At 52.9% G+C, this 24947-nt stretch carries 22 protein-coding genes; 6 read left to right on the top strand and 16 right to left on the bottom strand.

Annotated elements, in window-relative coordinates:
* Positions 1 to 65: 65 nt before the first annotated feature.
* The 6 genes from DWY25_RS03210 to hrcA all read right to left on the bottom strand — a co-directional run bounded on the left by DWY25_RS03210 (position 66) and on the right by hrcA (position 8744).
* Positions 66 to 2639, bottom strand: coding sequence for an ATP-dependent Clp protease ATP-binding subunit (locus DWY25_RS03210; protein WP_117893561.1), 2574 nt, complete (start codon positions 2637 to 2639; stop codon positions 66 to 68).
* Positions 2640 to 2750: 111 nt separating this feature from the next.
* A complete protein-coding gene (gene dnaJ / locus DWY25_RS03205; protein WP_117893558.1) occupies positions 2751 to 3881 on the bottom strand; it encodes a molecular chaperone DnaJ in 1131 nt (376 codons plus the stop codon).
* A gap of 17 nt (positions 3882 to 3898) precedes the next feature.
* The gene (locus DWY25_RS03200; protein WP_181981669.1) at positions 3899 to 5248 is read right to left on the bottom strand and encodes a polysaccharide deacetylase family protein; all 1350 of its coding nucleotides are present in this window, start codon (positions 5246 to 5248) and stop codon (positions 3899 to 3901) included.
* Positions 5208 to 7016, bottom strand: a complete 1809-nt coding sequence (dnaK, locus tag DWY25_RS03195) for a molecular chaperone DnaK (RefSeq protein WP_006059049.1) — start codon at positions 7014 to 7016, stop codon at positions 5208 to 5210. Before dnaK ends, DWY25_RS03200 begins: the two co-directional genes overlap by 41 nt.
* Positions 7017 to 7060: 44 nt before the next feature.
* Positions 7061 to 7726: a nucleotide exchange factor GrpE gene (gene grpE, locus DWY25_RS03190; RefSeq protein WP_117893552.1), complete on the bottom strand. Its 666-nt coding sequence runs from the start codon at positions 7724 to 7726 to the stop codon at positions 7061 to 7063.
* Positions 7719 to 8744 carry a heat-inducible transcriptional repressor HrcA gene (gene hrcA / locus DWY25_RS03185; RefSeq protein WP_117893549.1) on the bottom strand — a complete coding sequence of 342 codons (1026 nt, stop codon included), beginning with the start codon at positions 8742 to 8744 and terminating at the stop codon, positions 7719 to 7721. The genes grpE and hrcA overlap by 8 nt, the downstream gene beginning before the upstream one ends.
* 163 nt (positions 8745 to 8907) lie before the next feature.
* On the opposite strand from hrcA, the gene DWY25_RS03180 reads away from it, so the two are divergent.
* Positions 8908 to 9822: a hypothetical protein gene (locus tag DWY25_RS03180; RefSeq protein ID WP_117893546.1), complete on the top strand. Its 915-nt coding sequence runs from the start codon at positions 8908 to 8910 to the stop codon at positions 9820 to 9822.
* 261 nt (positions 9823 to 10083) lie between these two features.
* On the opposite strand, the gene coaD is transcribed toward DWY25_RS03180, so the two are convergent.
* The 3 genes from coaD to DWY25_RS03165 all read right to left on the bottom strand — a co-directional run bounded on the left by coaD (position 10084) and on the right by DWY25_RS03165 (position 12572).
* Complete coding sequence (coaD, locus tag DWY25_RS03175) at positions 10084 to 10587, bottom strand: pantetheine-phosphate adenylyltransferase (protein WP_117893543.1); 504 nt, start codon at positions 10585 to 10587, stop codon at positions 10084 to 10086.
* Entirely contained in the window at positions 10584 to 11300 is a 717-nt protein-coding gene (gene rsmD, locus DWY25_RS03170; protein WP_117893539.1) for a 16S rRNA (guanine(966)-N(2))-methyltransferase RsmD, read from the bottom strand. The genes coaD and rsmD overlap by 4 nt, the downstream gene beginning before the upstream one ends.
* Before the next feature lie 78 nt (positions 11301 to 11378).
* Positions 11379 to 12572, bottom strand: a complete 1194-nt coding sequence (locus tag DWY25_RS03165) for an FtsW/RodA/SpoVE family cell cycle protein (protein WP_117893536.1) — start codon at positions 12570 to 12572, stop codon at positions 11379 to 11381.
* Positions 12573 to 12824: 252 nt separating this feature from the next.
* Between DWY25_RS03165 and def the strand changes: the two genes are divergently transcribed.
* The 5 genes from def to DWY25_RS03140 all read left to right on the top strand — a co-directional run bounded on the left by def (position 12825) and on the right by DWY25_RS03140 (position 17892).
* Positions 12825 to 13394, top strand: a complete 570-nt coding sequence (def, locus tag DWY25_RS03160) for a peptide deformylase (protein WP_117893533.1) — start codon at positions 12825 to 12827, stop codon at positions 13392 to 13394.
* A gap of 233 nt (positions 13395 to 13627) precedes the next feature.
* Positions 13628 to 15592, top strand: coding sequence for a ribonuclease J1 (rnjA, locus tag DWY25_RS03155; RefSeq protein ID WP_006059037.1), 1965 nt, complete (start codon positions 13628 to 13630; stop codon positions 15590 to 15592).
* 46 nt (positions 15593 to 15638) lie between these two features.
* Positions 15639 to 16217 (top strand): histidine phosphatase family protein, encoded by a 579-nt coding sequence (locus DWY25_RS03150; protein ID WP_117893530.1) that lies wholly within the window; start codon positions 15639 to 15641, stop codon positions 16215 to 16217.
* Positions 16204 to 17064 (top strand): carbon-nitrogen hydrolase family protein, encoded by an 861-nt coding sequence (locus DWY25_RS03145; protein ID WP_117893527.1) that lies wholly within the window; start codon positions 16204 to 16206, stop codon positions 17062 to 17064. Before DWY25_RS03150 ends, DWY25_RS03145 begins: the two co-directional genes overlap by 14 nt.
* A gap of 342 nt (positions 17065 to 17406) precedes the next feature.
* Complete coding sequence (locus DWY25_RS03140) at positions 17407 to 17892, top strand: hypothetical protein (protein WP_117893524.1); 486 nt, start codon at positions 17407 to 17409, stop codon at positions 17890 to 17892.
* Between the two features lie 109 nt (positions 17893 to 18001).
* Here DWY25_RS03140 and DWY25_RS03135 read toward each other — a convergent pair whose 3' ends face one another.
* The 7 genes from DWY25_RS03135 to mutM form a co-directional block, all read right to left on the bottom strand.
* Positions 18002 to 18835 carry an HAD-IIB family hydrolase gene (locus tag DWY25_RS03135; protein WP_117893521.1) on the bottom strand — a complete coding sequence of 278 codons (834 nt, stop codon included), beginning with the start codon at positions 18833 to 18835 and terminating at the stop codon, positions 18002 to 18004.
* A 95-nt stretch (positions 18836 to 18930) separates the two neighbouring features.
* Positions 18931 to 20352 (bottom strand): pyruvate kinase, encoded by a 1422-nt coding sequence (gene pyk / locus DWY25_RS03130; RefSeq protein WP_006059032.1) that lies wholly within the window; start codon positions 20350 to 20352, stop codon positions 18931 to 18933.
* A 17-nt stretch (positions 20353 to 20369) separates the two neighbouring features.
* Positions 20370 to 21332 (bottom strand): 6-phosphofructokinase, encoded by a 963-nt coding sequence (gene pfkA, locus DWY25_RS03125; RefSeq protein ID WP_006059031.1) that lies wholly within the window; start codon positions 21330 to 21332, stop codon positions 20370 to 20372.
* A gap of 57 nt (positions 21333 to 21389) precedes the next feature.
* Positions 21390 to 22310, bottom strand: coding sequence for an ATP-binding protein (locus DWY25_RS03120; protein ID WP_117893518.1), 921 nt, complete (start codon positions 22308 to 22310; stop codon positions 21390 to 21392).
* Between the two features lie 3 nt (positions 22311 to 22313).
* Positions 22314 to 23534, bottom strand: coding sequence for a DnaD domain protein (locus tag DWY25_RS03115; RefSeq protein ID WP_006059029.1), 1221 nt, complete (start codon positions 23532 to 23534; stop codon positions 22314 to 22316).
* Positions 23500 to 24114 (bottom strand): dephospho-CoA kinase, encoded by a 615-nt coding sequence (gene coaE / locus DWY25_RS03110; RefSeq protein ID WP_181981668.1) that lies wholly within the window; start codon positions 24112 to 24114, stop codon positions 23500 to 23502. The genes DWY25_RS03115 and coaE overlap by 35 nt, the downstream gene beginning before the upstream one ends.
* Entirely contained in the window at positions 24026 to 24946 is a 921-nt protein-coding gene (gene mutM / locus DWY25_RS03105; RefSeq protein ID WP_220412911.1) for a bifunctional DNA-formamidopyrimidine glycosylase/DNA-(apurinic or apyrimidinic site) lyase, read from the bottom strand. The genes coaE and mutM overlap by 89 nt, the downstream gene beginning before the upstream one ends.
* Position 24947: the final 1 nt, after the last annotated feature.

Here is a 24947-nt window from a genome sequence, read left to right as displayed (position 1 = left end):
TTAAAAAAGGATTTTCTAACACCGTGAAGTAACAAAAAAGGCCGGATTTCTCCGACCTCTTTGCTTTAGATCACTTCAGGATTTTCAATCACGTGCAGAACATATTGCCCATTCTCCACGTCCACCTTCATCGTGCAGTTACCCTCGTTACCCCGTTCAATCATCTTACGGGCAATCAAGGTTTCAATCGTTCTCTGGATATGCCGCTTCATCGGCCGCGCTCCGAAGACCGGATCTACGCCCAGCTCGACGATCTTCGCCTTTGCCGCCTCGGTGACTTCGAGCGCAATATCCTTCTTCGCTAACCGCACAGCCAGTTCATGCAGGAACTTATCGGCGATCTTGATCAACACTTCATTGTTCAAGGCATTGAAGACGATGATCTCATCGATCCGATTGACGAATTCCGGTTTGAAATACTTATGAACTTCATCCATATACCGGCGGTTGCGTTCTTCCTTATCGCTGTCGAAAGCATATTGTGAGCCGAGGTTGCTGGTCATGATGATCAGCGTATTCTTGAAGTCGACGGTGACCCCCTTGTTATCGGTGATCCGGCCGTCGTCCAGAATCTGAAGCAGGATGTTGAAGACGTCCGGATGAGCCTTCTCCACTTCGTCCAGCAGCACGATGGAATACGGCTTTCTGCGTACCGCTTCCGTCAGCTGACCGCCCTCATCGTAACCGACATATCCCGGAGGCGCGCCGATTAATCGCGACACGCTGTGCTTCTCCATGTATTCGCTCATATCAATCCGGATGATCTTCGATTCATCGTCAAACAGCTGCTCCGCCAGCGCCTTGGCCACTTCGGTCTTACCGACGCCAGTCGGACCTAAGAACAAGAACGAACCAATCGGCCGGTTTTCATCCTGGATCTGCGCCTTGGACCGCAGAATCGCTTCCGTGACCAGCTCCAGCGCTCCATCCTGACCGATGACCCGCTGCGCCAGCGCATCCTGCAGATGCAATAATTTCTGCCGTTCCGTTTCAATCAGCTTGCTGACCTCGATATGCGTCCAACGGGAAACGACCTTGGCAATCTGTTCCTCGTCGACGATCTCCTGGATCATGTGTTCCTCTTTTTTATTCTGCGCCGACTCGCGGATTTTCCGCTCCAGCGTCGGAATCGTGTCATACTGCAGCTTCGCCGCTTCCTCATAACGCGCTTCGTTTTGTGCCTGCGTGAAGTCCAGGCGGGCTTTTTCCAGCTGCTCCTTGTAAACCTTGGCTTCGTCCAGCTTATGCTTTTCCTGCTGCCATTGGTTGTATTTGATTTCTTTTTCTTCTTTCAGATCCACCAGTTCCCTGCGCAGCTCCTCCAGCCGCTGCAGCGTCTTGGCGTCAGTTTCCTTTTTCAGCGCCGTTTCTTCAATTTCCAGCTGCATGATCCGCCGCATCAGCTCGTCCAGCTCCGTCGGCATCGAATCCATCTCCACCCGCAGTGAAGCGCAGGCTTCATCGACCAAATCGATCGCCTTATCCGGCAAAAACCGGTCGGTGATATAGCGGTTGGACAGCGTCGCCGCGGCGATGATCGCTTCATCGAGAATCTGTACGCCGTGATAGCTTTCAAACCGATCCTTCAAGCCTCGCAGGATGGAAATTGTATCTTCCACGGACGGTTCGTCGACCTGAACTTTCTGGAACCGGCGTTCCAGCGCCGCATCCTTTTCAATATACTTGCGGTATTCGTCAAACGTCGTCGCGCCGATACACTTCAGCTCGCCCCGCGCCAACATCGGCTTCAACAGATTGGCCGCGTCCATGGAGCCTTCCGTCTTGCCCGCACCGACCAGATTATGAATCTCGTCAATAAACAGGATGATGTTGCCGTCCGCCTGCTTCACTTCGTTCAGCACTGCTTTCAGCCGTTCCTCAAACTCGCCGCGGTATTTCGCACCGGCGATCAGGGCCCCCATATCCAGCTCGATCAGTTTCTTTTCCTTCAAGCCGAACGGGACGTCGCCGTTCATGATCCGCCACGCGATACCTTCGACAATCGCCGTCTTCCCGACGCCCGGTTCGCCGATCAGCACCGGGTTATTCTTTGTTTTCCGTGACAGGATCTGGATAACCCGCCGGATTTCCTCATCCCGGCCGATAACCGGATCGATCTTGCCGCTCTTGACGTCCTCGACCAGATCGTGCCCGTATTTCTGCAGCGCGTCCAGTTGATTTTCCGCGTTCTGTTCATTCATCTTCATTCCACCTCGTCTTTCTTCCTCTGCTTTTTCAAGCGCTTTTCTCGTAATTCCGGTCGCTTCCAGAATCGCCTTGGCGACGGCGCTGCCGCCGAACAACAAGCCGATCAGAAACGCTACCGAACTCATATAGGTTTCTTCGTGTGCCTGACTCCACTTCAGCGCTTCCTGATACGCCTGATTCACCTCACGGGAGAGGTTCGGCTGAGCGCCGGAAGTACTGGAAGGCAGCCGCTTCATATAACTGTCGACGATCTGCAGCGTTCGTTGCTTGTCCTGTCCCAGCCGCTGCCACAAGCCGTCGATGCCGTCGTCTTCAAAAATCGCTTTCAGGCAATGCTCGACGTTCAGTTCGCTCTGGCCCTGTGCCTGCGCCAGCTGGATCGCTTCCATTAAGATCCGCTGCAATCGTTCTGTCATCTGATCAATATTCATAGGATGTCCCTCCTTACACTCGTTAGTATATCACTTTTAGCACTCTAGTCAATAGAGTGCTAAACAAAATTTTTAAGAAAAGGGTTCGTTGTCCCGAAACCCTTTCTGTCGTTATTTAAAAGCTTTCTTGAACTTGTCGAAGACGGATTCCTTCCCGCCTTTCGCCTGCAGCTTGCGCAGCTTTTCATACATTTCTTTTTCTTCGCCGCTCAGCTTCTTCGGGATTTCGATCTTCACCTCAACGAGCTGATCGCCTTGACCAGACCCGCGCAGATCTTTCACGCCCTTGCCTTTCAGCCGGAACTGCTGGCCGTTCTGCGTTCCTGAAGGAATCGTCAGCTCGACGTCGCCATAAACCGTCGGCACGTCGACCGAACAGCCCAGCGTCGCATCCACTGAAGAAATCGGAATCGTAATGTAGATATTCCGGCCGTCGCGCACGAAGTAATCGTGCTTCATGACCATGATCTCGATATACAGATCGCCGTTTGGCCCGCCGTTGGCGCCGCGTTCACCCTTGCCGGATACCCGCAGCTGCTGACCGGACTGGATGCCAGCCGGGATCTTGACGTCGACGCTCACGCGTTTATGTTCATAACCCTTGCCGCCGCACTTGGAGCATTTCTTACGGATTTTCTTACCCGTGCCGCCGCAGTCCGGGCAGACACTCTGGGACTGGAATACCCCGAACGGCGTCCGCTGCTGCGTAACGACCGTTCCGGAACCGTGACACGTCGGACAGACGGTAACGTCATCCTTGGAATGCGCGCCGGTTCCCATACATTGAGAACACTGCTCATCCACGTCGATCGTGATCGTCTCCGTCTTGCCGAAGATCGCATCCATAAAGCTGATCTTCATCTGCATGTAGCGGTCCTGACCCTTGCGCGGACTATTGGACCGGGCCCGGGATCCGCCGCCGCCAAAGCCGCCGCCGAAGAACGATCCGAAGATATCGTTCAGATCGTCAAATCCGCCGCCGCTGAAACCGCCGCCGAAGCCGCCGGCACCCATGCCGTCCATTCCCGCATGACCGAACTGATCATAGGTCGCCCGTTTCTGCGGGTCGCTGAGCACCTCGTAGGCCTCGTTGACTTCTTTAAATTTTTCTTCTGCACCCGGTTCCTTGTTCACATCCGGATGGTATTGCTTCGCCAGTTTTCGATAGGCTTTTTTTATTTCATCATCGGAAGCGCCTTTGCTGATGCCCAGGACTTCATAATAGTCGCGCTTTTCGCTCATAAAACATCACCCTCCTGCTACTCTATACTTTTGATGAACCGGTCCAGGCCCGCGCCGCCGGTAACCCGGATCCGCGGCAGCCTGTACAAATCCATTCCGGGTTTTATTTTACCATATTCTGTCGTAAAAGCCAGCTGAACCCCAGCTTCCTGTAAAATTTCTACGGCGTGATCGTTCACGTCGCCAAACGGATAACAGTAGACGAAGCCGCCGTCGACATATTCCAGCGACTGACGGGTATCCGCTACGCCCTCATCGTGATCAACGCACAGGATCCGTCCGCCATGGCCGGCCTTGCACCCGCCCTGATGCATCAGGAAGGAATGCGACTGCAGCTCTAAGCCATCCTCGCGCATCTGGAAAAACTCATACGGCAGCTGCGGATTCATCCAGCCCGTAATCAGAAACAGCGTCGCGTTATAGCCGAAATCCTTTAATACCGGATAAGCGTATTGATAGACTGTCGGATCACCGTCGTCGATTGTAATCGCGACCGATTTCTCCGGCACATCCGCCCAGCCTTTCATCATCATTTCCACTTCGCGCATCGTCAGCGCGACGTAGCCACGATCCTGCAGAGCCTGCAGCTGCCCGCGGAATTCCTCCACCTCGACGAAATTCACGTTTTCGCGGCTCTGACCATCGGCTTCACTGTAAAAGAAGTGATACATCAGCACCGGCAGCGACGTAGCCGCTGGTCCGGCGCTGCCTGGCCGGGCGATCGTTTCTTCAACCTGAGCGGAATCCACCCAGACGATTCGTCCCTGCAGCTCAACGCCGTAAGCGCCGTCCTTCTGAGCATACACCAGCCATTGCTGATCCGTGCTGGTCGTCAGGATCGTTTCGCCGTTGTCATCCAGCATCCGGGTACCGGCCTTCAGCTTCACCGCAAGATCCTTTTCCAATAAATGATTGGTCGGATTCAGCCAGCGGCCGGAAGGCGTTACCTCCAGCGCGTTGACCAGCACCTGCGCGCCGCCCTCCTGATCCATTCCATCCAAGGGCAGATATTGTGAAGTGATCAGATTCGGATCGTTGATTTCTTTTAACTGAACCAGCTGCCCCGGCTGCAGCACGGCAAACGCTTCCGGTTCACCGCCGTTCATCACGACGAGCTCCACCGGCTGATCGCTGCTGACGCGGCGGCCGTTGCATTCTTTGATATGCGCCAGCTGTTCTTCGCTCAGCGAGCTTGTCAGCACAGCGTTGCCCGTGCTGTCCGACTGACCGGCGTTGTTCTTGGGGGTGCGGGAACAACCGCTGATCAGCACGCTCAAACACAGAAATCCCAGTATGGAAACCAGGATTTTTGTGCGGCGTGAATTGTTATTTCTTTTCCTTGAAATCGGCGTCGACGACATTGTCATCCTGAGCGCCTGCGCCCGCATCAGCACCCGGAGCACCCGCCTGCTGCTGATACATCGCCTGAGCCATATCGTTGGCTGCCTTTTCAAGCTGTTCCATCTTGGTCTTCAGCGTGTCGATATCGTTGTTGTCAATCGCCGTGCGCAGCTCATCGCGCAGCTTCTTGACTTCTTCCTTCTGCTGATCGGTGACGTTCGCGTTTTCCGTATTCAGCGTTTCGTCGATCTGGTTGATGAACGCTTCCGCGCGGTTCTTCAATTCGATTTCTTCTTTGCGCTTATCGTCTTCTGCCTTGTGATCTTCGGCTTCCCGAACCATCCGGTCGATTTCTTCATCGCTTAATCCGGAAGAGTTGGAGATGGTGATCGACTGGGACTTGCCTGTGCCCTTGTCCTTCGCTGAAACGTGGACGATACCGTTGACGTCGATGTCAAAGGTGACTTCGATCTGCGGTACGCCGCGGCGGGCCGGTGCGATGCCGCCTAACTGGAAGTTGCCCAGCGTCTTGTTATCGTTGGCCATCGGACGTTCGCCCTGCAGGACATGGATATCAACCGCCGGCTGGTTGTCCGCCGCCGTCGAGAAGACCTGGCTCTTGGAAGTCGGGATTGTTGTATTTCTTGGGATCAGCACGGTCATAACGCCGCCCAGTGTTTCGATACCTAAGCTTAACGGTGTAACGTCCAGCAGTAAGACGTCCTTGACGTCGCCGCTGATGACGCCGCCCTGGATCGCCGCGCCTAAGGCTACGACTTCATCCGGGTTGACGGAACGGTTCGGTTCCTTGCCCAATTCCAGACGGACTGCTTCCTGAACCGCCGGGATTCGGGTTGACCCGCCGACTAACAGGACCTGATCAATATCGTTCTTCGTTAAGCCGGCATCCTTTAACGCCTGGCGAACCGGGATCACTGTGCGGTCGACCAGGGATTTAGTCATCGCGTCAAACTGCGCGCGGGTCAGCGTCGCTTCGAAGTGCAGCGGTCCGGCTGCGCCGGCGCTGATGAACGGCAGGGAAATCTGTGTCTGAACCATACCGGACAGATCTTTTTTGGCTTTTTCTGCCGCTTCCTTCATTCTCTGCAGCGCCATCCGATCCTGCTTCAGATCGATGCCGTTTTCTTTTCTGAACTGATCCGCCATCCAGTCGACGACTACGTTATCGAAATCATCGCCGCCTAAATGGTTGTCGCCTGCGGTTGCCAGGACTTCAAAAGTGCCGTCAGCCAGATCCAGGATCGAAACGTCGAACGTGCCGCCGCCCAGGTCAAAGACGAGGACTTTCTGTTCCTTGTCAGTCTTGTCGATACCGAACGCCAGCGCTGCCGCCGTCGGTTCGTTGATGATTCGTTCTACTTCCAGACCCGCAATCTTGCCGGCGTCTTTCGTTGCCTGACGCTGCGCGTCGTTGAAGTAAGCCGGAACGGTGATGACGGCCTTGTCGACCTTCTCGCCTAAATAGCTTTCCGCATAGTCCTTCATGTAGCCTAAGATCATCGCGGAAATTTCCTGCGGCGTGTATTCCTTGCCGTTGAGCTGAACTTTCTCATTCGTGCCCATTTTCCGCTTGATCGAAATAATCGAATCCTTGTTGGTGACGACCTGACGCTTCGCCGCGTCGCCGACGATCCGTTCGTTGTTCTTAAACGCGACGACGGACGGTGTGGTGCGGTTGCCTTCCGGGTTGGTGATTACTTTTGCTTCGTTGCCTTCCATGACGGCGACGCAGCTGTTGGTTGTACCTAAGTCAATACCGATAATTTTTCCCATAATTGAAATCCTCCTTATTTATTTACACGTTTTCACTTGTTTGCTTATTCGCTGACCTTGACCATCGCGGCGCGCAGAATTCGATCTTTTAACATGTAGCCCTTCTGCAGTACCTCGGTGACGTGGTTGGGCTCAACGCCCTCGACCGCTTCCATCATCAGAGCCTGATGGAAATTCGGATCAAATTCCTTGCCCTGCGCTTCAATCTCGCTCACGCCCTCTTTGGTCAGCGCGTGAATGAGCTGCTGATAAATCATTTCGACGCCTTTGCGGTAGCTTTCGGTTTCCGGTGTCGGCTCGATCGCCAGCGCCCGTTCCAGATTGTCCAGAACCGGCAGGATGTCGAGCGCGAAACTTTGAATCCGGTATTTCCGGGTTTGCTCAGCTTCCTGCTGAAGACGCCGCCGGGTATTCTCCGTATCCGCATAGGCTTTCAGGTATTCGTTCTTCAATTTAACGTTTTCCCCTTCCAGCTCGCTGATCCGTGTCTTCAGTTCTTCAATTTCATTCTTCTTGGAGAAGAAGCCTTTCTTCTTCTCGTCTTTCTTGTCTTCCTTTTTTTCTTCCGGCTGCTCCGGCGCTTCTTCCGCGGCCGGCTCCGCCGTTTTTTCCTGCGGACTTACCGTTTTTTCTTCGGTTTCGCCCGCTGCCTCCGCCGTTTCCGGCGCGGCGTTCAGCTCGTCTTTTTTCATTTCTTCCTGGTTATTCATGGCTGCCTCCTTTTCCGTATAAACTCTCGATCGACTGACTGACCAGTTCCAGCAGTGAAACAATCCGGTCGTAATCCATCCGGGATGGTCCGAAAACCATCAGCTGACCTTCCTCGTCGGAGCCAAGCTTGAACTTGCTGGTGACGACGGCCATGTCGTTGACCCACACCAGCTGCGCGTTTTCGTTCATCTTCAACGCCAGCTCCGGGTTGGCCGTGGTGCCGATCTGACGCCACAGGCTCGGGTTCTCCATCATCGCCATCAATTCCTTCAGCTTTTCAATGTCGGCAAATTCCGGCTGGTACAGCATGTTGTTCTGGCCGCTGAAATACACGTTCTCGCTCGCGAACTTGACAAACGCGTTGACAAACGCCTGAAACAACATTTCATGCCGCTTGACATGCGCTGCCAGGATCGGTTTGATCGAATCCATTTTGTCCACGACGTCTTTGATCAAGGTGCCCTTCAATCGGTCGTTCAGAATCTGGCAGCAGGTTTGGATATCCTCTACTGACAGGTCGTCGTCGAACTGGAACGTCCGGTTTTCCGTATGCCCCAGATCGGTAATAAAGACTGCCACAGCACTTCGGTTGCTGATCGGGAACAGCTTGACATGTTCCAGCCGCTGCCGGCTCGCATCCGGTCCCAGCACGCCGGAAGTCAGGTTCGTCATCTGCGAAAGGATGTTGCAGCTCTCGCGGATGGCATCGTCCAAATTCAGCGGCTTGCTGGCCAGCTGCTGGCGGACCGCCACTTCCAGCTGGTTGTCGACCCTGTGTTCCATCAGATGTTCGCAATAGAACTTGTAGCCTTTTGTGGAAGGCACGCGGCCGCTGGAGGTATGTGTTTTTTCCAGGAGTCCCATTTCTTCCAGGACCATCATGTCGTTGCGGATCGTTGCGCTGGAGTAAGGAAGCTGATACTTTTCCATCAGAGTCTTGGAACCGACCGGCTCGGCTGTCTGAACGAACTCGTCGACAATGGCCTTGAAGATTTCAATCCGCCTTGGTGTCAGCATCATCCCGCCTCCTTTAGCACTCTTTCCCGATGTCTGCTAACAGTATAATCCAGCTTGTTAGCACTGTCAAGTTAAAAGTGCTAATTTTTTTCAAGTTTTCAAGCTTTTCGCAGTTCGTTTTACAAGCCGCGGTTCATACACTTTACCAGGAGGCTTTTTGCCTATGAAAAAAGGAATGACAATCATTTTTTTCACGCTGCTGGCCGCGCTGCTTTATTATGGATCGGTAACCTACGAGGCATCCTGCCAGGCGTTAGCGATCTGGTTTGAAAAATTAGTGCCCTCGTTATTTGCGGCGATGGTCGTAATCCGCATTCTCGACGGTCAGGGGCTGTTGGCGGTGCTCTCGCGGCGGCTGTTCGGATTTACCGAACGCCTGTTCCGCATCTCGCCGGATGCTTTTTCCTTAGTCTTCGCTTCCTTCTTTCTCGGTTCGCCTGCCGGACAGATCCTGATCGACGATTATGTGCGGGAGGGCCGGCTTTCGCAAGCGGAGGGCCGGCGGCTGGCCTGCTGCGTCACGGTCAGCACACCGTCGTTCATCTTGATCACCTGCGGTTCAGTTCTGCTGCAATCCTTTCAATATGGCTTGATGATCTGGCTGGCAGAATTCTTCGCCGTGATGCTGCTGCTGTTCTTTACACGCAGTACACCCGTTGCCCTGCAATTGGATCCGCGCGGATCTGTCCCTTCCTTATTTGAGAATTTAAAAGACGCGGTTGTCCAGGCCGGCGTCAGCTTATATTTCATCGGAGCGTATCTTTTGCTGACACTAGTGCTGCTGAATTTAGCGACGATGAAGCTGCCTGCCGCCTGGCAGCTGCCGATCCAATGTGTAACCGAGTTTTCGTTAGGCACCAACAATCTGGCGCTGCTGCCGCTGGCGACACCCCTGAAAGCGTTGTTGATGACGCTGGTGCTGGGATTTGCCAGCTTCAGTGTGCATCTGCAAGTTCTCTCGCTCACGCCGCATCTTCACCTGACTTATCTGCGTTATCTCGGATACCGGCTGATGCAGACCGGCCTGGCCGGCAGCGTCTTCCTCTTTTTGATGATGCTGCAAAGACTGCGCGGCTGACCGGTTTTTTTCATCATTCCCCTGTTGTCTTAAGCCATAAAAAAGCGCGGCGGATTCCGTTATTTTCGGAATCATCGCAGCGCTCTTTTAATTTCCGGCGTTCACTTTCAGCCTCTCGCTAGCTAAGAACGGACTGTGCTCGCTTAGCCTTTTATTCCTAACTTTTATCCTTATAAATAAGATTCCATTGAAAATTCAGCTTTCTTCCGCAGACGCTCTGCCAGCAGTCAGCGATATTTTTGGCAGCGGTTTTCTTTGCCGCTATTCCCTGCCATTTTTCTTCTTCAGCGGATTCAGTTCTTCTTCAACTTCCTCGATGATGGCTTCCGGGATAAATTTCGACAGATCTCCGTTGTTCAGTGCGATTTCCTTGGACACGGACGAGGATAAGAAGGAATACCGCGGCCGGGCGACGAAAAACACCGTTTCAATCGTCTCATCCAGAAACATATTGGCCGTCGCCTGCTGCAGTTCATATTCATAGTCCATGACGGCCCGGATCCCGCGGATCAGCACCTGCGCCCTGATCGACTTCGCAAATTCTACTGTCAGGCCATGACCGACCACGACTTTGACATTCGGCAGATCGCGTGTAATCTCCTGCAGCATCCGCACGCGCTCCTCCTCGGTAAAGGCGTTGCGTTTGTTCGGATTCTTCATGATCGCGATGATCAGCTCGTCGAAGACCGACGACGCCCGTGTGATGATGTCCAGATGTCCATAGGTCGGGGGATCGAACGATCCCGGATAACATGCTCGTTTCATAGTTCTGTTTCCTTTCGATAATAACTGATGCGGCTGATGCCGTAAGTCGCTTCCTTGACGCGGCGCAGCTGATGGTAGGCCTCGTCAAACTCGTCTTCCTTCAGACTCTCCAGAATCACCTGTCCGTGATCGCGGATCAGATTTAGCGCGTCGAGCTGCTGCATGATCTTGTGCAGCTGCTGCTTCTGATAAGGCGGATCCAGATAAACCAAATCCAGTTGGACACCCATCCCCGCTAAGCGTCTTAACGCCGCGAAGCTGTCGCATTTCCAGACGTCGCACTGCGCTTCGACCTGAAGCGAAGCAATATTGGCTTTGATCACCGCCGCCGCGGCCGGACTGCGGTCGACAAAATAAACATGCTCGATGCCCCGCGACAGTGCCTCCAGTCCCATTGAGCCGCTGCCCGCAAACAGATCCAGCATAATGCCGCCGTCAAAATACGGACCGATCCGGCTGAACACCGCTTCCTTGACCTTATCCAGCGTCGGCCGGGTCTGATCGCCTTTGGGCGCCTGAATCAGCCGGGAACGAAATTTTCCTGCAACAATTCGCATTTTTTTACTCCTTGTGTGTATAAAGGGTGGAAAACCCGGGCAAGATACTAGTGCATCGAAAGATGCTATCCCCCAATCTTTGTTTCTCCTCTCCCTTTCTTTGGAATTCCCGAGTCGCTTCGGGAATTCTTTTCTTTCTTCTTTCAAAGCAACCACGGCATTTGCTTTTAAACAGCCGCCGCTTTTCCTTCCTGCGTTTCCCTTCGCCGTTTATGCCGGTCCAAGTTGAATACCTTATTCAATCTTCCCCTGACGGTATTGCGAGATCACCGCCTGGCCCATGCCGACCGCCACCATGACGGACAGCGTACTGGAACCTCCCGCGGAAATCATTAACAGCGGCACACCTGTCAGCGGAATCAAGCCGGTTACGCCGCCGACATTGAACAAAAAGTGAATGAAGAAATACATCGAAACGCCGATCAAAACAATCCGCCCGCGCTGGCTTTTCATCCGGATCGCATAGATAAACATCCGCCCGACGATCAGCGCGTAACAGATAAAAATTAATAAAAACCCGAAGATGCCCAGTTCCTCAACGACAATCGCCAGAATAAAATCGGTATTCGCCGCCGGGAAGTTCGTATATTTCTGAATCGACTTGCCATACCCCACGCCCTGCCATCCGCCGCTGGCAAACGACACCAGTCCGTTGATCAGCTGGAAGCCCGTGCCGTATTTATCCGCGAACGGATTCATCGCCGAGGTAAACCGGTTGATCTGATAGTTCTTAAACGGCAGCGCCTCGATCAGATGCTCACCCATCGGCGACAGGATCCACACGATCAGTACGACGCCGATGATCAACAACATCACCAGCATCTTCTGCAGCCGCACTAACGAAGGATGATAGGGAATCAGAAAGCAAATGCACGCAATGCCCGCCATGACGATCGCCGAACCGAAGTCCGACTGCAGGATCGCAACGATAAAGCAGAAGCCCCCGACGATCAAGAGCGGATTGCGCATTAAATCTTTGGTCGTCAGCTTCAGGTTGCGGATATCGCCCAGATACGTCGCCATGACCATGATGATGACGACCTTGGAAAACTCCGAAGGCTGGATTGTGATCTCCTGGCCCGGAAACGGAATTTTAATCCAGGCCCGGGCACCGCCGACTTCCCAGCACAGGGCTAACAAAAGCAGCACCAGCGTCAGGCTGACGATCGGCGTAATATTTTTTTTCATGCGGTCAAACGTAAACCAGCGCGCCATCGTCACCATGCCCAGATAGCCTAAGACTGTAAACGCCAGCTGCTTGATAATGGTTTTCATCAGCGACATCACGTTGCCCGAAGCCAGTCCCATCGTCGCCGAAGCGACCATGAACAAGCCGAACACCGCTAAGATCAGCGTACAGAGATGGATGATCAAATCATACCGGTACGGCATCCGGAAAGAAGTCTTTTTTTTCTGCGTCAAATTCATCCGCCTCCTGGTGACATTTTACCATAAAACAGGGCCCGGCACAAAAGAATTGAAGTTGTGTTTTTGACAATCAAAGGACATGACGGTCCGCGTTGTTTTTATTATAATAAAGGAAAGAATCGTCGGAATTTGTCAGTTTGAGCCGGCGGACGGAAAAGAAAGCGCTTAAAAAACAAATTCCAGGACGCTTTCGTCAAATTTTCCTTTCCTTCTTTGCATTTCTTGAGTATTATATAAAGTGAGGTAGATTTTATGAACATAAACATGGATACCATTGTTAAGGACAGTGACGCCCATCTGCGCGATAAATCAGCGCCGGTGTCTTTACCGTTGTCCGAAGCGGATAAAAATACGTTAATGGAGCTTTTAACCTACGTCAGAGAGTCGACGGATCCGGAACTGGCCGAAGCTAAAAACCTGCGGCCGGCTGTCGGGATCGCGGCGATTCAGATCGGCATTCCCAAGCAGCTTTTAGCTGTGGTCGTGGACGAAGAAGATAAAAACGGCAATCCCATTCATTACGAATACGCGCTGGCCAACGCGAAAATCGTTTCCCAGTCTGTTCAAAATTCGTATTTAAAGACTGGTGAGGGCTGTCTGTCCGTTCTTGACGATCATCCGGGCTACGTCATCCGCAGCGCGCGGATCAAGGTCAAGGGTTACGATATGCTTCAGGACCGCGAGGTAACTTTCCGGGCTTCCGGTTATGTCGCGATCGTGCTGCAGCATGAGATCGACCATTTCAGCGGCATTCTGTTCTACGACCGGATCAATCCGAACGATCCGTATGCCCCTGTTGAAAACGCCATTGTGATCGAATAATTCCGCTTTTCCCTGCCCGCCGGATCTGTCCGGCGCGTTTCCCAAACACGAATAAAATCAGAAAACTCATTGTTCTTGGCTGCCGCGGGGAGCTGAAATTCATTTCAGACCGTCCCGCGGTTTAGCCGTGAAATCGTCTCCGTCTGCGGAGGGATTCCTCAAAGAATAAAAAAATAGAAATTAAAAGACAGGTGCCTTGTTTTTTAAGAATAATAAAAGAAAAGAGGTAAATAATGAAAGAAAATACTGCAGCCACACCTGCAAAAAAAGCACCGCGCAAATCCGCTCCCCGCAAGAAACCGGTTCCTGCAAGCGCCGTCGGCGAGGTCGCCGAAACTCCGTTTCACCGGGATACCGACACGCTCATCTATGCCCTGGGCGGCATGGGTGAAATCGGTAAAAACATGTATTGCTTTGAACATCAGGACGAAATTATCATCGTTGACGCCGGCGTCCGGTTTCCGGAGGAAAATCTGCTTGGGGTTGACTACGTCATTCCGGATTACTCCTATCTGATTAAAAATCAGGCGAAGGTCAAAGCCTTAATCATTACGCACGGCCATGAAGATCACATCGGCGGCATTCCGTTTTTACTGCAGTCGATCCGGCTTGATAAAATTTATGCACCGCGCTTTGCCTGTTCCCTGATTCAGAAAAAGCTGGAGGAACGGCGGATGAGCCGGCAGGTCAAGCTCGTGCAGATCAACGAGGATTCGCGGATCACGACGAATCATTTCCAGGTCGGCTTCTTCAACACGATTCACTCGATCCCGGATTCTCTGGGAATTTTGATCAATACGCCGAACGGCCGGATCGTGGAGACCGGCGACTTCAAGTTCGACCTGACCCCGATCGGCACCAACAGCGATTATCAGAAAATGGCGTACATCGGTCAGATCGGCGTCAGCCTGCTGATGAGCGATTCCACCAACTCCGAGGTTTCCGGCTTCTCGATCAGTGAGAAAAAAGTCGCGAAATCCTTATTGGAAATCACCCGCAAAACACCGGGCCGTTTAATCGTTTCCACCTTCGCCTCCAACGTTAACCGCGTCGGTCAGATTCTGGAAGCGGCTGTGGCCTGCGGACGCAAGGTCGCTGTCTTCGGGCGGTCGATGGAAAACGTCGTGCAGATTGCGCGCAAGCTCGGCATCATCGCGATTCCGGAAAAGCATTTTATTACACCGGATCAGCTGAATTCGCTGCCGGCCAGTAAGATCTGCATCGTCTGCACAGGTTCCCAGGGCGAACCGTTAGCGGCGTTAAGCCGGATTGCCAACGGTACGCACCGCTGGATTAAAATCATTCCGGGCGATACCGTCGTCTTCTCATCCAATCCGATCCCCGGCAACGCAGTCAGCGTTTCCCAGGTCGTCAATCAGCTGACGCGGGTCGGCGCCAACGTGCTGGTCAACAGCCCGCTGACCTCCCTGCATACGACCGGCCATGGTTCCCAAGAGGAACAGAAGCTGATGCTCCAGCTGATCAAGCCGAAATACTTCATGCCGGTGCACGGTGAATACAAGATGCTTCGGATCCATGCCGAAAGCGCGATTGAAACCGGTGTTCCGCGCGAGAATACGTTCATCTGCGCTAACGGCGATGTGCTGGTGCTGCGCGACGGCGAAGTCTTCCAGGCGGAAACCCGCATCCAGACCGATGATATCTATGTCGACGGCAACGATATATCCGGCTTGAGCACAGCGGTGCTGCGCGACCGCAAGATCCTGGCCGACAACGGCTTAGTCGCGGTTATCGTCACGATTGACTCGCGCACGAATAAGATTCTGTGCCGGCCGAACATCGTTTCCCGCGGTTTCGTCTTCATCAAGGAAAGCCAGACACTCTTGAAGGAAGCGGAAATGATCGTTTACGAAGCTTTGAAGAAAAAGATGATGCAGAAAACGACCTTCGGCGAATTGAAGAATTGTATCCGCAGTTCGCTGGAACCGTATCTGTATAAGAAAACCAACCGCAATCCGATCGTCATTCCGGTGATCCTGAACCAGAAGGCCGCAATGCTGCAGATGCAGCAGAAACGCGAAGCGGCCGCGGCGGCGCATAAGGATGAGGAAGGTGCGGTAAAGCGGACACGCAAGCCGAGAAGCACGCCGGCAAAGACGAAAAAAGTCCCGGCGGAAAACGGTGAGACCTCAAACCGGCCGCGGACCAAAACGAAACAGAATAACGCTGAATCCTAACCGATCGGCGTTTTTTCTATTCCTTAAAGAAATCAGGAGGATTGTTATGTTTTATCTCATTCGTCACGGCACAGCCGATTACACAGAAAAAGACACCAAAATCTATCAGGGATTTGGCAATCATCTCGCGCCCCTTTCCGCCAAAGGCATCCGGGAGATCGAAACGACGGCAGCCGATCCCCGGCTTGCGCAAGCCCGGCTGATCTTATCCTCGCCTTACACCCGCGCTTTACAAAGCGCCGCAATACTTTCCCGCTGCCTCCAAATTCCGCTGCAGGTAGAAACCGATCTACACGAATGGCTGGCCGATCAAACCTACGTTTATTTACCGGACGAACAGGCAGCACAGCATTACAACGAATTTCAGGCCTGCAACGGGCTTTATCCGCCGGGCGAAGAAAAGGCTTGGGAATCCCTTCCCGCGATGCGTCTGCGCATGATCCGTGTCTTCCAGCGTTATCAAGGCCAGGACGATCTTCTCGTTGTCTGCCATGGCCTGGTGATCCAGTCGCTGTGCGGCTTTCATCCTGGAAACGGGGAGATCGTGGAATTCGATCTTGATTCCTGCATGAATGATCAAAACACAAAAAGGAAGCAAAGGACGAAACAGAATGAACAAATTTAAAATCGCGCTGATTCAGCACAAAACGAAAACAACCGACGTTCAGGAAAACACGGCGCTTGCACTACGCTATATCGCAGAAGCGAAGCAGGCGAACGCGGACTTTATCCTGTTTCCGGAGTGCTTCCTGACAAGCTATACGTTTCCTGAGATCTGCGAAACCTTTCAGCCAGTGGAAAGCCTGGAAAACGACCCCGCCTTCCGCGCCTGGTGTGAGAACGCCTTACACGACGAAGGCACCGCATTGAATGCAATCTGTCAAGCTGCGAAACGTCATGCCATTGGCGTAGAAATTACGGCTTTTACTCAAGGGAAGAAATACCCTCAAAACAGTGCTTATCTCATTGACCGGAACGGTGCGGTGCTCATGAAATACAGTAAGGTTCATACCTGTGACTTTTCATTCGAACGTTATCTTGAAAGCGGCGAGGAATTCAAGGTCTGTCATTTTGAGGATCTCTGTCTGGGCACAATGATCTGTTACGACCGGGAATATCCGGAAAGCGCCCGGGAGCTTATGCTTCAAGGCGCCGAGCTGATCTTAATCCCCAACGACTGCGGCGATATCAAGCCGTTCCGCCTTCAGGAGCTTTCCGTAGCGGCAATGCAGAACCAGGTCGGCGTCGCGATGGCAAATCCGCCGGGTGAAAAAGCAGGTTGTTCGTGCGCCTTTCATCCTCAGGTCTGGGATTGTCAGGACAACTGTCTGACGGTGGCAAGCGAATCGGAAGCAGGTCTGATTTATGCGACGTTTGATATCGCCGCACTGCGCGCCTATCGAAAGCGGGAAGATCTGGGCAAATACAGAAAAGTCAACGCCTACCGTCATCTCTGTCTAAATTCAAAATGATAGAGATTTGTTTAAGAACAAAATTAAAATGCGCCTGAAAACAGGATGCTGAAAAAGGATCAATGACACAAAAAGGGAATTCTGCGAAAGCGATTCCCTGTTTTTTTGATTTTATGTCAATCGGTATGATCAATTCATTATTTGTGTGAAATAGAGTGGTTGTGAAGAAATAAGAAACTCTAAGATTATCTGGAACCATTTTCGTTTTTCGCTAGTTTTCCTTAAGCCTGACGCGGAAATAAGTTATATCTAATAATTAAAGAAAAGAAACTAATTTTTATTGTCTTTTTGCATAAATCCGTTAGTATTATAAATAACAGATTCATTTTTCAGGAGGCTTTTATGACCAAAAGGAAGAAAATCATCGTTGTATTTTTATTTGCTTTATTTTTGATTATCACCCAGAGTGTTGTTGAAAATGCCTATTTTATTCATTCTTCAGACTTAACCTTAGAACAAATCGATCAACAATATCATACCCGTTTCCAAGATTATGATTTCTCATTAAACACGGTGAAATCCTTCTCCCTTTTCAATAATCAAGAATCCCTTTTACTACGCTCAAATGATTTCAATTCCAAGATTGAGATTGAAATTGCTAATCCGTCTGATAGCGGATTTAATCTTACGCATTACAATTCAAGATCATCCAACCCGGATAGTTTCTATGAAATCATGAATTCCCCTTCGGTTTATCATATAAAACAAACCAAAAATAGCTACAAGATTTATTGCTCGACGCCTTACGCCAATCTATGGATATCTTTTACAAAAACAGAGTTAGAATTCAATGAGCTGATAGAAATACTCAATGAAATGATTACATAGATGATTCAATTCCTTCTGTTTCTCAGATAAGCGTTTATATAATTTCAGTTCAGTACGGCTTTAGTTCAAAAGCTTGTTCATCATCCGCTGAAGTTGATATTGTGTTAAATTATTCCATGAAGAACGCAGTGATTACGTCCGCCGGCCCCTGTTGATCGCACGCCTCAATCACCGCATGAGCGCGAGCGAGGATTTCCGGCTTGGCGTTGGCCACGGCATAGCTGAGGGGAAACTGTTCAAACAAGCACAAATCGTTCAGATCATCGCCGAAGACCGCGATCTCTTCTTTCCGCAGCTTGAGGATTTCCTGCAGCTGCGTTAACGCGGAGGCTTTGTTGCAGGTGATCGGGAGCACTTCCAGGTTATGCGTAAACGCTGAAGTCAGCGCAATCTGAGGAATGCCTTCGATCTGACTGCGAATCTGACGCAGAGCGTCCAAGGAAGCGCTGCGCATCTCAATCTTAAATATCGGATCAGTGAGTTCTTCCAGTCTTTCAAATTGCCGGTAATCCGCTTCAAACTGACTCAGCGGCGTGTTCTGCGGGGTTTTGCCGCAGCCGGGAACTGTAAAATAACGCCGGTAGTGTTCCTCTATGGGCAGAAATGTATATTTCAGCTCACCGCTGTACAGCGTGGTCAGCACCTCGGGATGTCTCAGCTTGGGAAGCAGACGCTGCACCAGATTTTTATCCAAGGCCTGCACTGCCCGGATCTGCCCCTGGGGATCACGCAGCTCCGCGCCGTTGAGATCGATCATCCAGCCGCCAACCTTGGAGCCTTCCAGAATCCGCCGGGCCGCCGGTGCGTTGCGGCCGGTCGCTGCGCAGAATTCAATCCCGGCGTCTTTCGCTTTGCGCAGAGCTTCAGCGACCCGCGGATAAATCAGCTGCGTGCTGCGCTCTAAAATCGTTCCGTCAAAATCACATACAATTAACTTGATCATTTTATTTCCTCATCTTACTTATTTTTTCTTTCATCCTGCTTCTCATTGTAGCGGAGAACACGAGAAAAAAACAGCCCTTGCGGACTGTTTTCAGCTTATTTTATTTCGATGATCTTCATCATGTTGGCGCTGCCTTCACCTGTTGGGTAACCGGCGGACATGATGAGCAGCTGACCTGGCTTCAAGCCGTAGCCCTTGGCGATGGTGCTCGCCAGTTCGTCATCGTTGGTCAGTTCATTCTGGATATCCGAGAAGATCGGCGTTACGCCCCAGTAGGCTTCCAGCTTGCGCTGCGTGCTCTTAGTGAACGTAACGGCCAGAATTGGAACACACGGTCTGAACTTGGAGATTCGCTTCGCTGTGGTGCCGCCCTGCGTGAAGACGACAACCGCGCCAACATTCTGCAGCGTCAGTGTCGCATCGGAAACCGCGATGCCGATCGCATCCTGAACCGTCTTGCGGCTGGACTTGATCGAATGATCCAGACGTTCACGGTACGGAATGATCTTTTCGACCGCTTCCGCAATCGTCGCCATCGTTCTTACCGCTTCGACCGGATACTCGCCGGCCGCGCTTTCACCTGAAAGCATGATCGCGTCGGAGCCATCCAGAACCGCGTTGGCAACGTCGCTCGCTTCCGCACGGGTCGGACGCGGGTTGGACATCATGGATTCCAGCATGTGGGTTGCGGTGATGACCGGCTTGCCCATTTCATTAGCCTTATGGATAATCGTCTTCTGATAAATCGGAACATACTGTGTCTGAACTTCAACGCCCAGATCGCCGCGCGCAACCATGACGCCGTCCGCAACTTCCAGGATCGATTCCAGATTGTCGAAGCCTTCCTGGTTTTCAATCTTCGCGATGATCTGGATCGTCGGCTTGCCCATTTCGATCAGGATCTTGCGGATCGCCAGGACGTCTTCCGCCCGTCTGACAAACGAAGCGGCGATGAAGTCCACGTCTTTTTCGCAGCCGAAGCGGATATCTGCATCGTCTTTTTCCGAAATAAACGGCATCGACAGCTTCACGTTCGGCACGTTGCAGCCCTTGCGGGTTTTGATCGTTCCGGAGTTTTCAACGCGGCAGGTCAGTTCCTGGCCGTCGCTTTCCAGAATCGTCAGGCGCATTTTGCCATCGTCAATCAGAATGTAATTGCCAGCCTTGACGTCCTCAAATAGTTCCGGGCAGGCAATGTGGAAACGCTCGTGCGTTCCTTCAATTTCCGCACGGCAGATCTTAACGATATCGCCCTTCAAGAAATCAGCCTTGCCATCCTTAAAGATCCCGCAGCGGATTTCCGGACCCTTGGTATCGAGCATGATGCCCAGGTTGATGCCGATCCGTTCGCTGACCTCGCGGATCATGTCGATGCGTTCGCCATGGGTCTTGTGATCCTCATGCGAAAAGTTGCACCGGACGATATTCATGCCTTCCTTCGCCAGCTTCTCCACCATTTCCGGGGTGTTGCTGGCAGGACCTAACGTACATACAATTTTAGTCTTCTTACCTAACATAATCTTCCTCCTTCAACTTATACTAATCGGTCAAACAGACGATACAAGTCCTTCCGGGAATGCCGCGGCGAAGACAGGGCTTCCTCAATCGGCATCGAAGTGACCTTGTTGTCAATCATCCCGACGCAGTGTCCGCCGACGCCGTCCATCAACAGATCGACCGCTTTCTCGCCCATCATCGAGGCTAAAACACGATCTCTCGGCGATGGCGATCCGCCGCGCTGCACATGGCCCAGTACGGTCGCCCGCCCGGCAAAGCCGGTATTCTGGGAAATCTTGCGCGCTAACTCGTCGACGTCCGCGATCTTCTCTGAAATGACGACGATCGCATGGCGTTTCTTTACGGCTTTGTCCAAATACCGCAGCCGTTCCAGAACGTCCAGCTCGTCATAGCCCGTTTCCGGTGTGATGACGATCTCGGCTCCGCAGGAAATCGCAGCCCAGACCGCCAGATCGCCGCACCGGTTGCCCATCACTTCCACGACGGAACAACGATGATGCGAGCTGGAGGTATCGCGCAGTTTATCCACCGCTTCCACGACGGTATTCAGCGCCGTGTCAAAGCCGATCGTAAAATCGGTGCCCGGAATATCGTTGTCGATCGTTCCCGGCAGACCGATACAGTTAATGCCCAGTTTCGTCAGCGCCATCGCGCCGCGATAAGAACCGTCGCCGCCGATCACGACGACCGCGTCGATCTTCGCGTTCTGCAGCGTCTGCACCGCTTTTTTCTGTATTTCCAGGTCTTTGAATTCCGTTAAACGGGCCGACCCCAGCACGGTGCCGCCCCGGTTCAGAATATCGCTGACGGTGGATTTATCCATCGGAATGTAATTGCCCTCGACTAAACCGCGGTAACCATCCTTGATGCCCATGACCTCAAAGCCGTTCGCCAGTGCCACACGCGTCACAGCCCGGATCGCCGCGTTCATGCCCGGAGCATCGCCGCCGGACGTCAAGATTCCGATTCTTCGTATCATACGTAACCCTCCTGTCATTTCCCGTATATCATAGCATTGAATTTGAAAATTGTGAAACTAAATCGACGTGTTTCGGCGATTTTTTCCAGTGATTTTCATCTCTTTCGACAAGGCTTTTATGCGTTCCATAATTCTAACCGCTTTCAATTCTTCCTTATCGGATTTTTGATTATACATGTAGTGATTTTCCAGCGAGCTGAAGTTTTCATTGCTTGTGAACCAGGTCAGTTTCTGGCGGTCCATCCGCTCGTTGAAGATCGGCAGCAGCACCTCGTCGCGCAGCCAGGAGGTCACGCTTTCCGCTCCGATATCGTCGAACACCGCAAAGTCCGCGCGCTTCATTTCGTACAGCTCGTCCTCAAAGCTGTCGCGGTCGTCAAGCAGCCCCTTGATCCGCGAAGCCATAGTCGGCACATGCACAAACACAACGCGCTTGCCCTGACGGGCAAAGCTGTTGCACGCGCAGGCCGCAAGATAAGTCTTCCCCACTCCCGGCGCGCCAAACAAATAAAGTCCTTTTTCCGCCGGCGCCAACAAATTCTGCGAGATTTTCGCTACCGCTGCCGCGTATGCCGCCTCTTCCTCGTCGATGTTGATATCAGTGATCGACACCGTCCACAAGCGCCGCGGCAAATCGTTGATGCGGTAGTTGTGAACATGCTTTTCCGCCTGCAGCTGCTGCCTGGCATAACGGCACGGACGGACCTGAAGCGTCAGAAATCCGGTATACGACAAATCGAGCACCTCGCCCTTTTGTTTCTGGCGGCATTGATTTAAGCCCGGACAGTTCTGGCACAGGCTCAGCTGGTCGATCCATTGATGAAACCGGTACGGGTAGTTCTCAACCCAGCTTTCATCCAGACCGTAGGTTTGTAAGAAGTTCTGCACCAGCGGATGAGCTTTCATTTGGGCGGCCAGCGCTTGTTTTTCCTTCAGCTGTTGTTCGTTCAGTTGGATTCCCCATTTTACGGCTTCCATCGCTTAGCCCTCCTGTTCGCGCAGCCGGCGGCGGATTTCTTCAAATTCTTCACGGTCGAAATCCGTTTCTTCTGCGGTTTCTTTTTCCGATCCGGTCTTCATCTGGACGTAGTAATCCGGCAGCACGTCTTTGCGGCTGCCGCCCCGGCCGCTGCGGCCGCGTGGTTTTTTGGCTTCCGCCATGGCTTTTTCCGCCGTATCCACGCCGGAGCGGATCCAGGCTGCGGCAAGCGAGGCGACAAAGGAAGGAACCAGCTTGTTATCGCTGATGGACAAAACGTGTTCCAACAGAATATTGACGACCTTCGGATCCATCTTCATCTCGGTGATGAGCTTCTCAATCGTGCGTTTATCGCTGTCCTGCACCGGCACACCGTTCTGCTTGGACTGCAGAAAGGCGACCGGCGGCAGATCGTATGGATCGTCCGAGACTTTTTTCGCCGGCTTTTTCGCTTTCATGACAAACGCCGTGGAGCGCAGCTTTTCCCCATCCAGCGTGTTGTTCGTATTGTCTGTGCAGCGGCCGACCAGAATCAGCATTTCATCGGCACTTAAGCCGTACATCGTCGCCAGCTCCCCGATCAGGCGCAGATTCTCGTTGGTGCGCGCTTCTATCGGAAAGACGAGGTTGCTGGCGCGGGTTAAGAAGCGCTCGTAATCGAAGTGAATAGCCGGGTGATCGCCGGCGTCGAAATTGTACCGCGGTTTGATACTGGCAAACTGTTCCTCGCTCTCGGCGTCCCAGTTCTCGATGACCGAGCTTTTGAATTGTTCGCTGACTTCCTCAAAGCCTTCCCGCGACAGCTCGATGTGCGCCAGCTTGTTGAGCGAAAGCTGGTATTGCTTCGCACCCATGATCCGCGCGTACAGCCGCCCCAGCACCTCATGCTTAAAAAACCGGTCGGCTTCCAGCGGCGGATACAGCACATAAATGTAGTTGTCCTTGCCTTCCCCGGTTTTGATATAACTGCGCATCAACATCATTTCTTCCAGCTTGCGCCGTGAGCGTTCCAGCACCGTGATGTCCATGTTCATGATCTGACATAACCGGCCGTGCGGCTCAAACGAACGCTGGTGCTTGGCTTCGCTGATCAACGTCAGATACAGCGCCGCCCCGGCGCAGCCGACCAGCGGCTGATACAGCGACATTAAGGAATTCAGCGCGTCCGCGCCCAGCGGCCGCAGCACTTCACTGCGGTATCCGTCTTTCGCTTTCAGTTCCATCTTGTTTCTCCTTGATCCATTGTTGAATCTGATCTTGCATTGCGGGAATATCCCCGTCGTTGACGATCGTCAGCGTCGAGCGGCGGCTTTTCTCTTCCTGGCTCATCTGCGCCGCCATCCTTGCCCGCGCCTGCTGAGGTGAAAGACCGCGGCCTTGCTGCAGCCGCTGCAGGATGGTTTCCAACGGCGCGGTGACGGTGATGATCTCGTCAAACTGCTTTTCCATGCCCGCCTCAAACAACAGCGGCACCTCGGCAAACCACAGCGGCGATGAGGAGGCTTTTGCCTGGCGGTTTAATTCCGCCTGGATCAGGGGATGCGTGATCGCTTCGAGCTGGCGCCGCCGCGCGTCATCCTGAAAGACGATCGCGCCTAAAGCCGCCCGGTCGATTCGCCCTTGATCCTCTAAAATAGCGGGACCGAAAGCTTCGACGCAGGCTTTATATCCCGCCTGATCCGGCTGCAGGATCGCATGGCTGATCGCGTCGCAGTCAGCGACCGGATACCCCAGATTTCGTAAGCACTGGCTCAGTGTCGACTTTCCGCTGCCGATCACGCCGGTGATCGCAATTTTGATCATATTCGATTCCCGTTCCTCTCTTTTTCTGACAATGCGGACAATAGTAGGTCCCCCGCTGGGCGACCGCAATCTTCCTGATCGGCCCGCCGCACAGCGGACAGGCTTCGCCTTCCCGGCCATGGACCTGGATCTGCAGCTGAAACCGCCCGGTCACCCCTAAGGATGAAGTATAGCTGCGGATCGAGCTGCCCCCGGCCTCAATCGCCAGGCTCAGGATCTGCCGGGTGACCTCCGGCAGCGCGGTGATCTGCGCTTTGGTCAGCTGGTCGCAGCGTTTGCGCGGATCAATCCGCAGCGCGAAGCAGATCTCATTGGCATAGATATTGCCGATGCCGGCGACAAAGCTCTGATCGAGCAGGACTTGTTTAATCGGAACCCGGCGTTTCTTTAAAAACGCGCGGCAGTAGTCCGGATTAAATTCGTCGTCGAACGGCTCCGGCCCCAGCTCATGAAAGTGGCGCAGATCGCCGTTCAGTTCCATCAGCTCCATCGTCCCGAACTTGCGCGTATCGTGATAGCGCAGCTGCGTCCCGTCGTCGAGATCGAAAATCACATGGATATGCTTGGACAACGGTTCTTCAGGATGCTGGACATAAAACTTCCCTTCCATCCGCATGTGCGCGATGAAATAGACGTCGTCCATCTGAAAGATCAGATATTTCCCGCGCCGCGAAAACTGGCGGAAGTGCTGTCCTTCTAACCGCCGGCAGAATTCGCCGGCATCCATCTGGATCATCTTCGGCACGCGCACTTCAACGTGTTCGATCCGGCGGTCAGGAATTAAAAGTTCCAGTGTGCGGACGACCGTTTCAACCTCTGGCAGCTCCGGCATC

This window comes from Holdemania filiformis (genome assembly GCF_003459085.1).
Taxonomy (GTDB): Bacteria; Bacillota_I; Bacilli_A; order Erysipelotrichales; family Erysipelotrichaceae; genus Holdemania; species Holdemania filiformis.
The sequence above is the reverse complement of the archived record's forward strand: the minus strand, read 5'-3'. Positions and strand labels throughout refer to the sequence as shown.

Bases quoted from the DNA above. Each gene is read 5' to 3' on its own strand.
- coaE (WP_181981668.1), bottom strand. From the start codon at position 24,114: ATGATCAAAATTGCGATCACCGGCGTGATCGGCAGCGGAAAGTCGACA.
- grpE (WP_117893552.1), bottom strand. From the start codon at position 7,726: ATGAATAACCAGGAAGAAATGAAAAAAGACGAGCTGAACGCCGCGCCG.
- DWY25_RS03120 (WP_117893518.1), bottom strand. From the start codon at position 22,310: ATGGAAGCCGTAAAATGGGGAATCCAACTGAACGAACAACAGCTGAAG.
- def (WP_117893533.1), top strand. From the start codon at position 12,825: ATGAACATAAACATGGATACCATTGTTAAGGACAGTGACGCCCATCTG.
- DWY25_RS03145 (WP_117893527.1), top strand. From the start codon at position 16,204: ATGAACAAATTTAAAATCGCGCTGATTCAGCACAAAACGAAAACAACC.
- dnaK (WP_006059049.1), bottom strand. From the start codon at position 7,016: ATGGGAAAAATTATCGGTATTGACTTAGGTACAACCAACAGCTGCGTC.
- pfkA (WP_006059031.1), bottom strand. From the start codon at position 21,332: ATGATACGAAGAATCGGAATCTTGACGTCCGGCGGCGATGCTCCGGGC.
- coaD (WP_117893543.1), bottom strand. From the start codon at position 10,587: ATGAAACGAGCATGTTATCCGGGATCGTTCGATCCCCCGACCTATGGA.
- rnjA (WP_006059037.1), top strand. From the start codon at position 13,628: ATGAAAGAAAATACTGCAGCCACACCTGCAAAAAAAGCACCGCGCAAA.
- dnaJ (WP_117893558.1), bottom strand. From the start codon at position 3,881: ATGAGCGAAAAGCGCGACTATTATGAAGTCCTGGGCATCAGCAAAGGC.
- mutM (WP_220412911.1), bottom strand. From the start codon at position 24,946: ATGCCGGAGCTGCCAGAGGTTGAAACGGTCGTCCGCACACTGGAACTT.
- DWY25_RS03150 (WP_117893530.1), top strand. From the start codon at position 15,639: ATGTTTTATCTCATTCGTCACGGCACAGCCGATTACACAGAAAAAGAC.
- DWY25_RS03210 (WP_117893561.1), bottom strand. From the start codon at position 2,639: ATGAATATTGATCAGATGACAGAACGATTGCAGCGGATCTTAATGGAA.
- DWY25_RS03115 (WP_006059029.1), bottom strand. From the start codon at position 23,534: ATGGAACTGAAAGCGAAAGACGGATACCGCAGTGAAGTGCTGCGGCCG.
- pyk (WP_006059032.1), bottom strand. From the start codon at position 20,352: ATGTTAGGTAAGAAGACTAAAATTGTATGTACGTTAGGTCCTGCCAGC.
- DWY25_RS03165 (WP_117893536.1), bottom strand. From the start codon at position 12,572: ATGAATTTGACGCAGAAAAAAAAGACTTCTTTCCGGATGCCGTACCGG.
- DWY25_RS03180 (WP_117893546.1), top strand. From the start codon at position 8,908: ATGAAAAAAGGAATGACAATCATTTTTTTCACGCTGCTGGCCGCGCTG.
- DWY25_RS03200 (WP_181981669.1), bottom strand. From the start codon at position 5,248: ATGACAATGTCGTCGACGCCGATTTCAAGGAAAAGAAATAACAATTCA.
- hrcA (WP_117893549.1), bottom strand. From the start codon at position 8,744: ATGCTGACACCAAGGCGGATTGAAATCTTCAAGGCCATTGTCGACGAG.
- DWY25_RS03140 (WP_117893524.1), top strand. From the start codon at position 17,407: ATGACCAAAAGGAAGAAAATCATCGTTGTATTTTTATTTGCTTTATTT.
- DWY25_RS03135 (WP_117893521.1), bottom strand. From the start codon at position 18,835: ATGATCAAGTTAATTGTATGTGATTTTGACGGAACGATTTTAGAGCGC.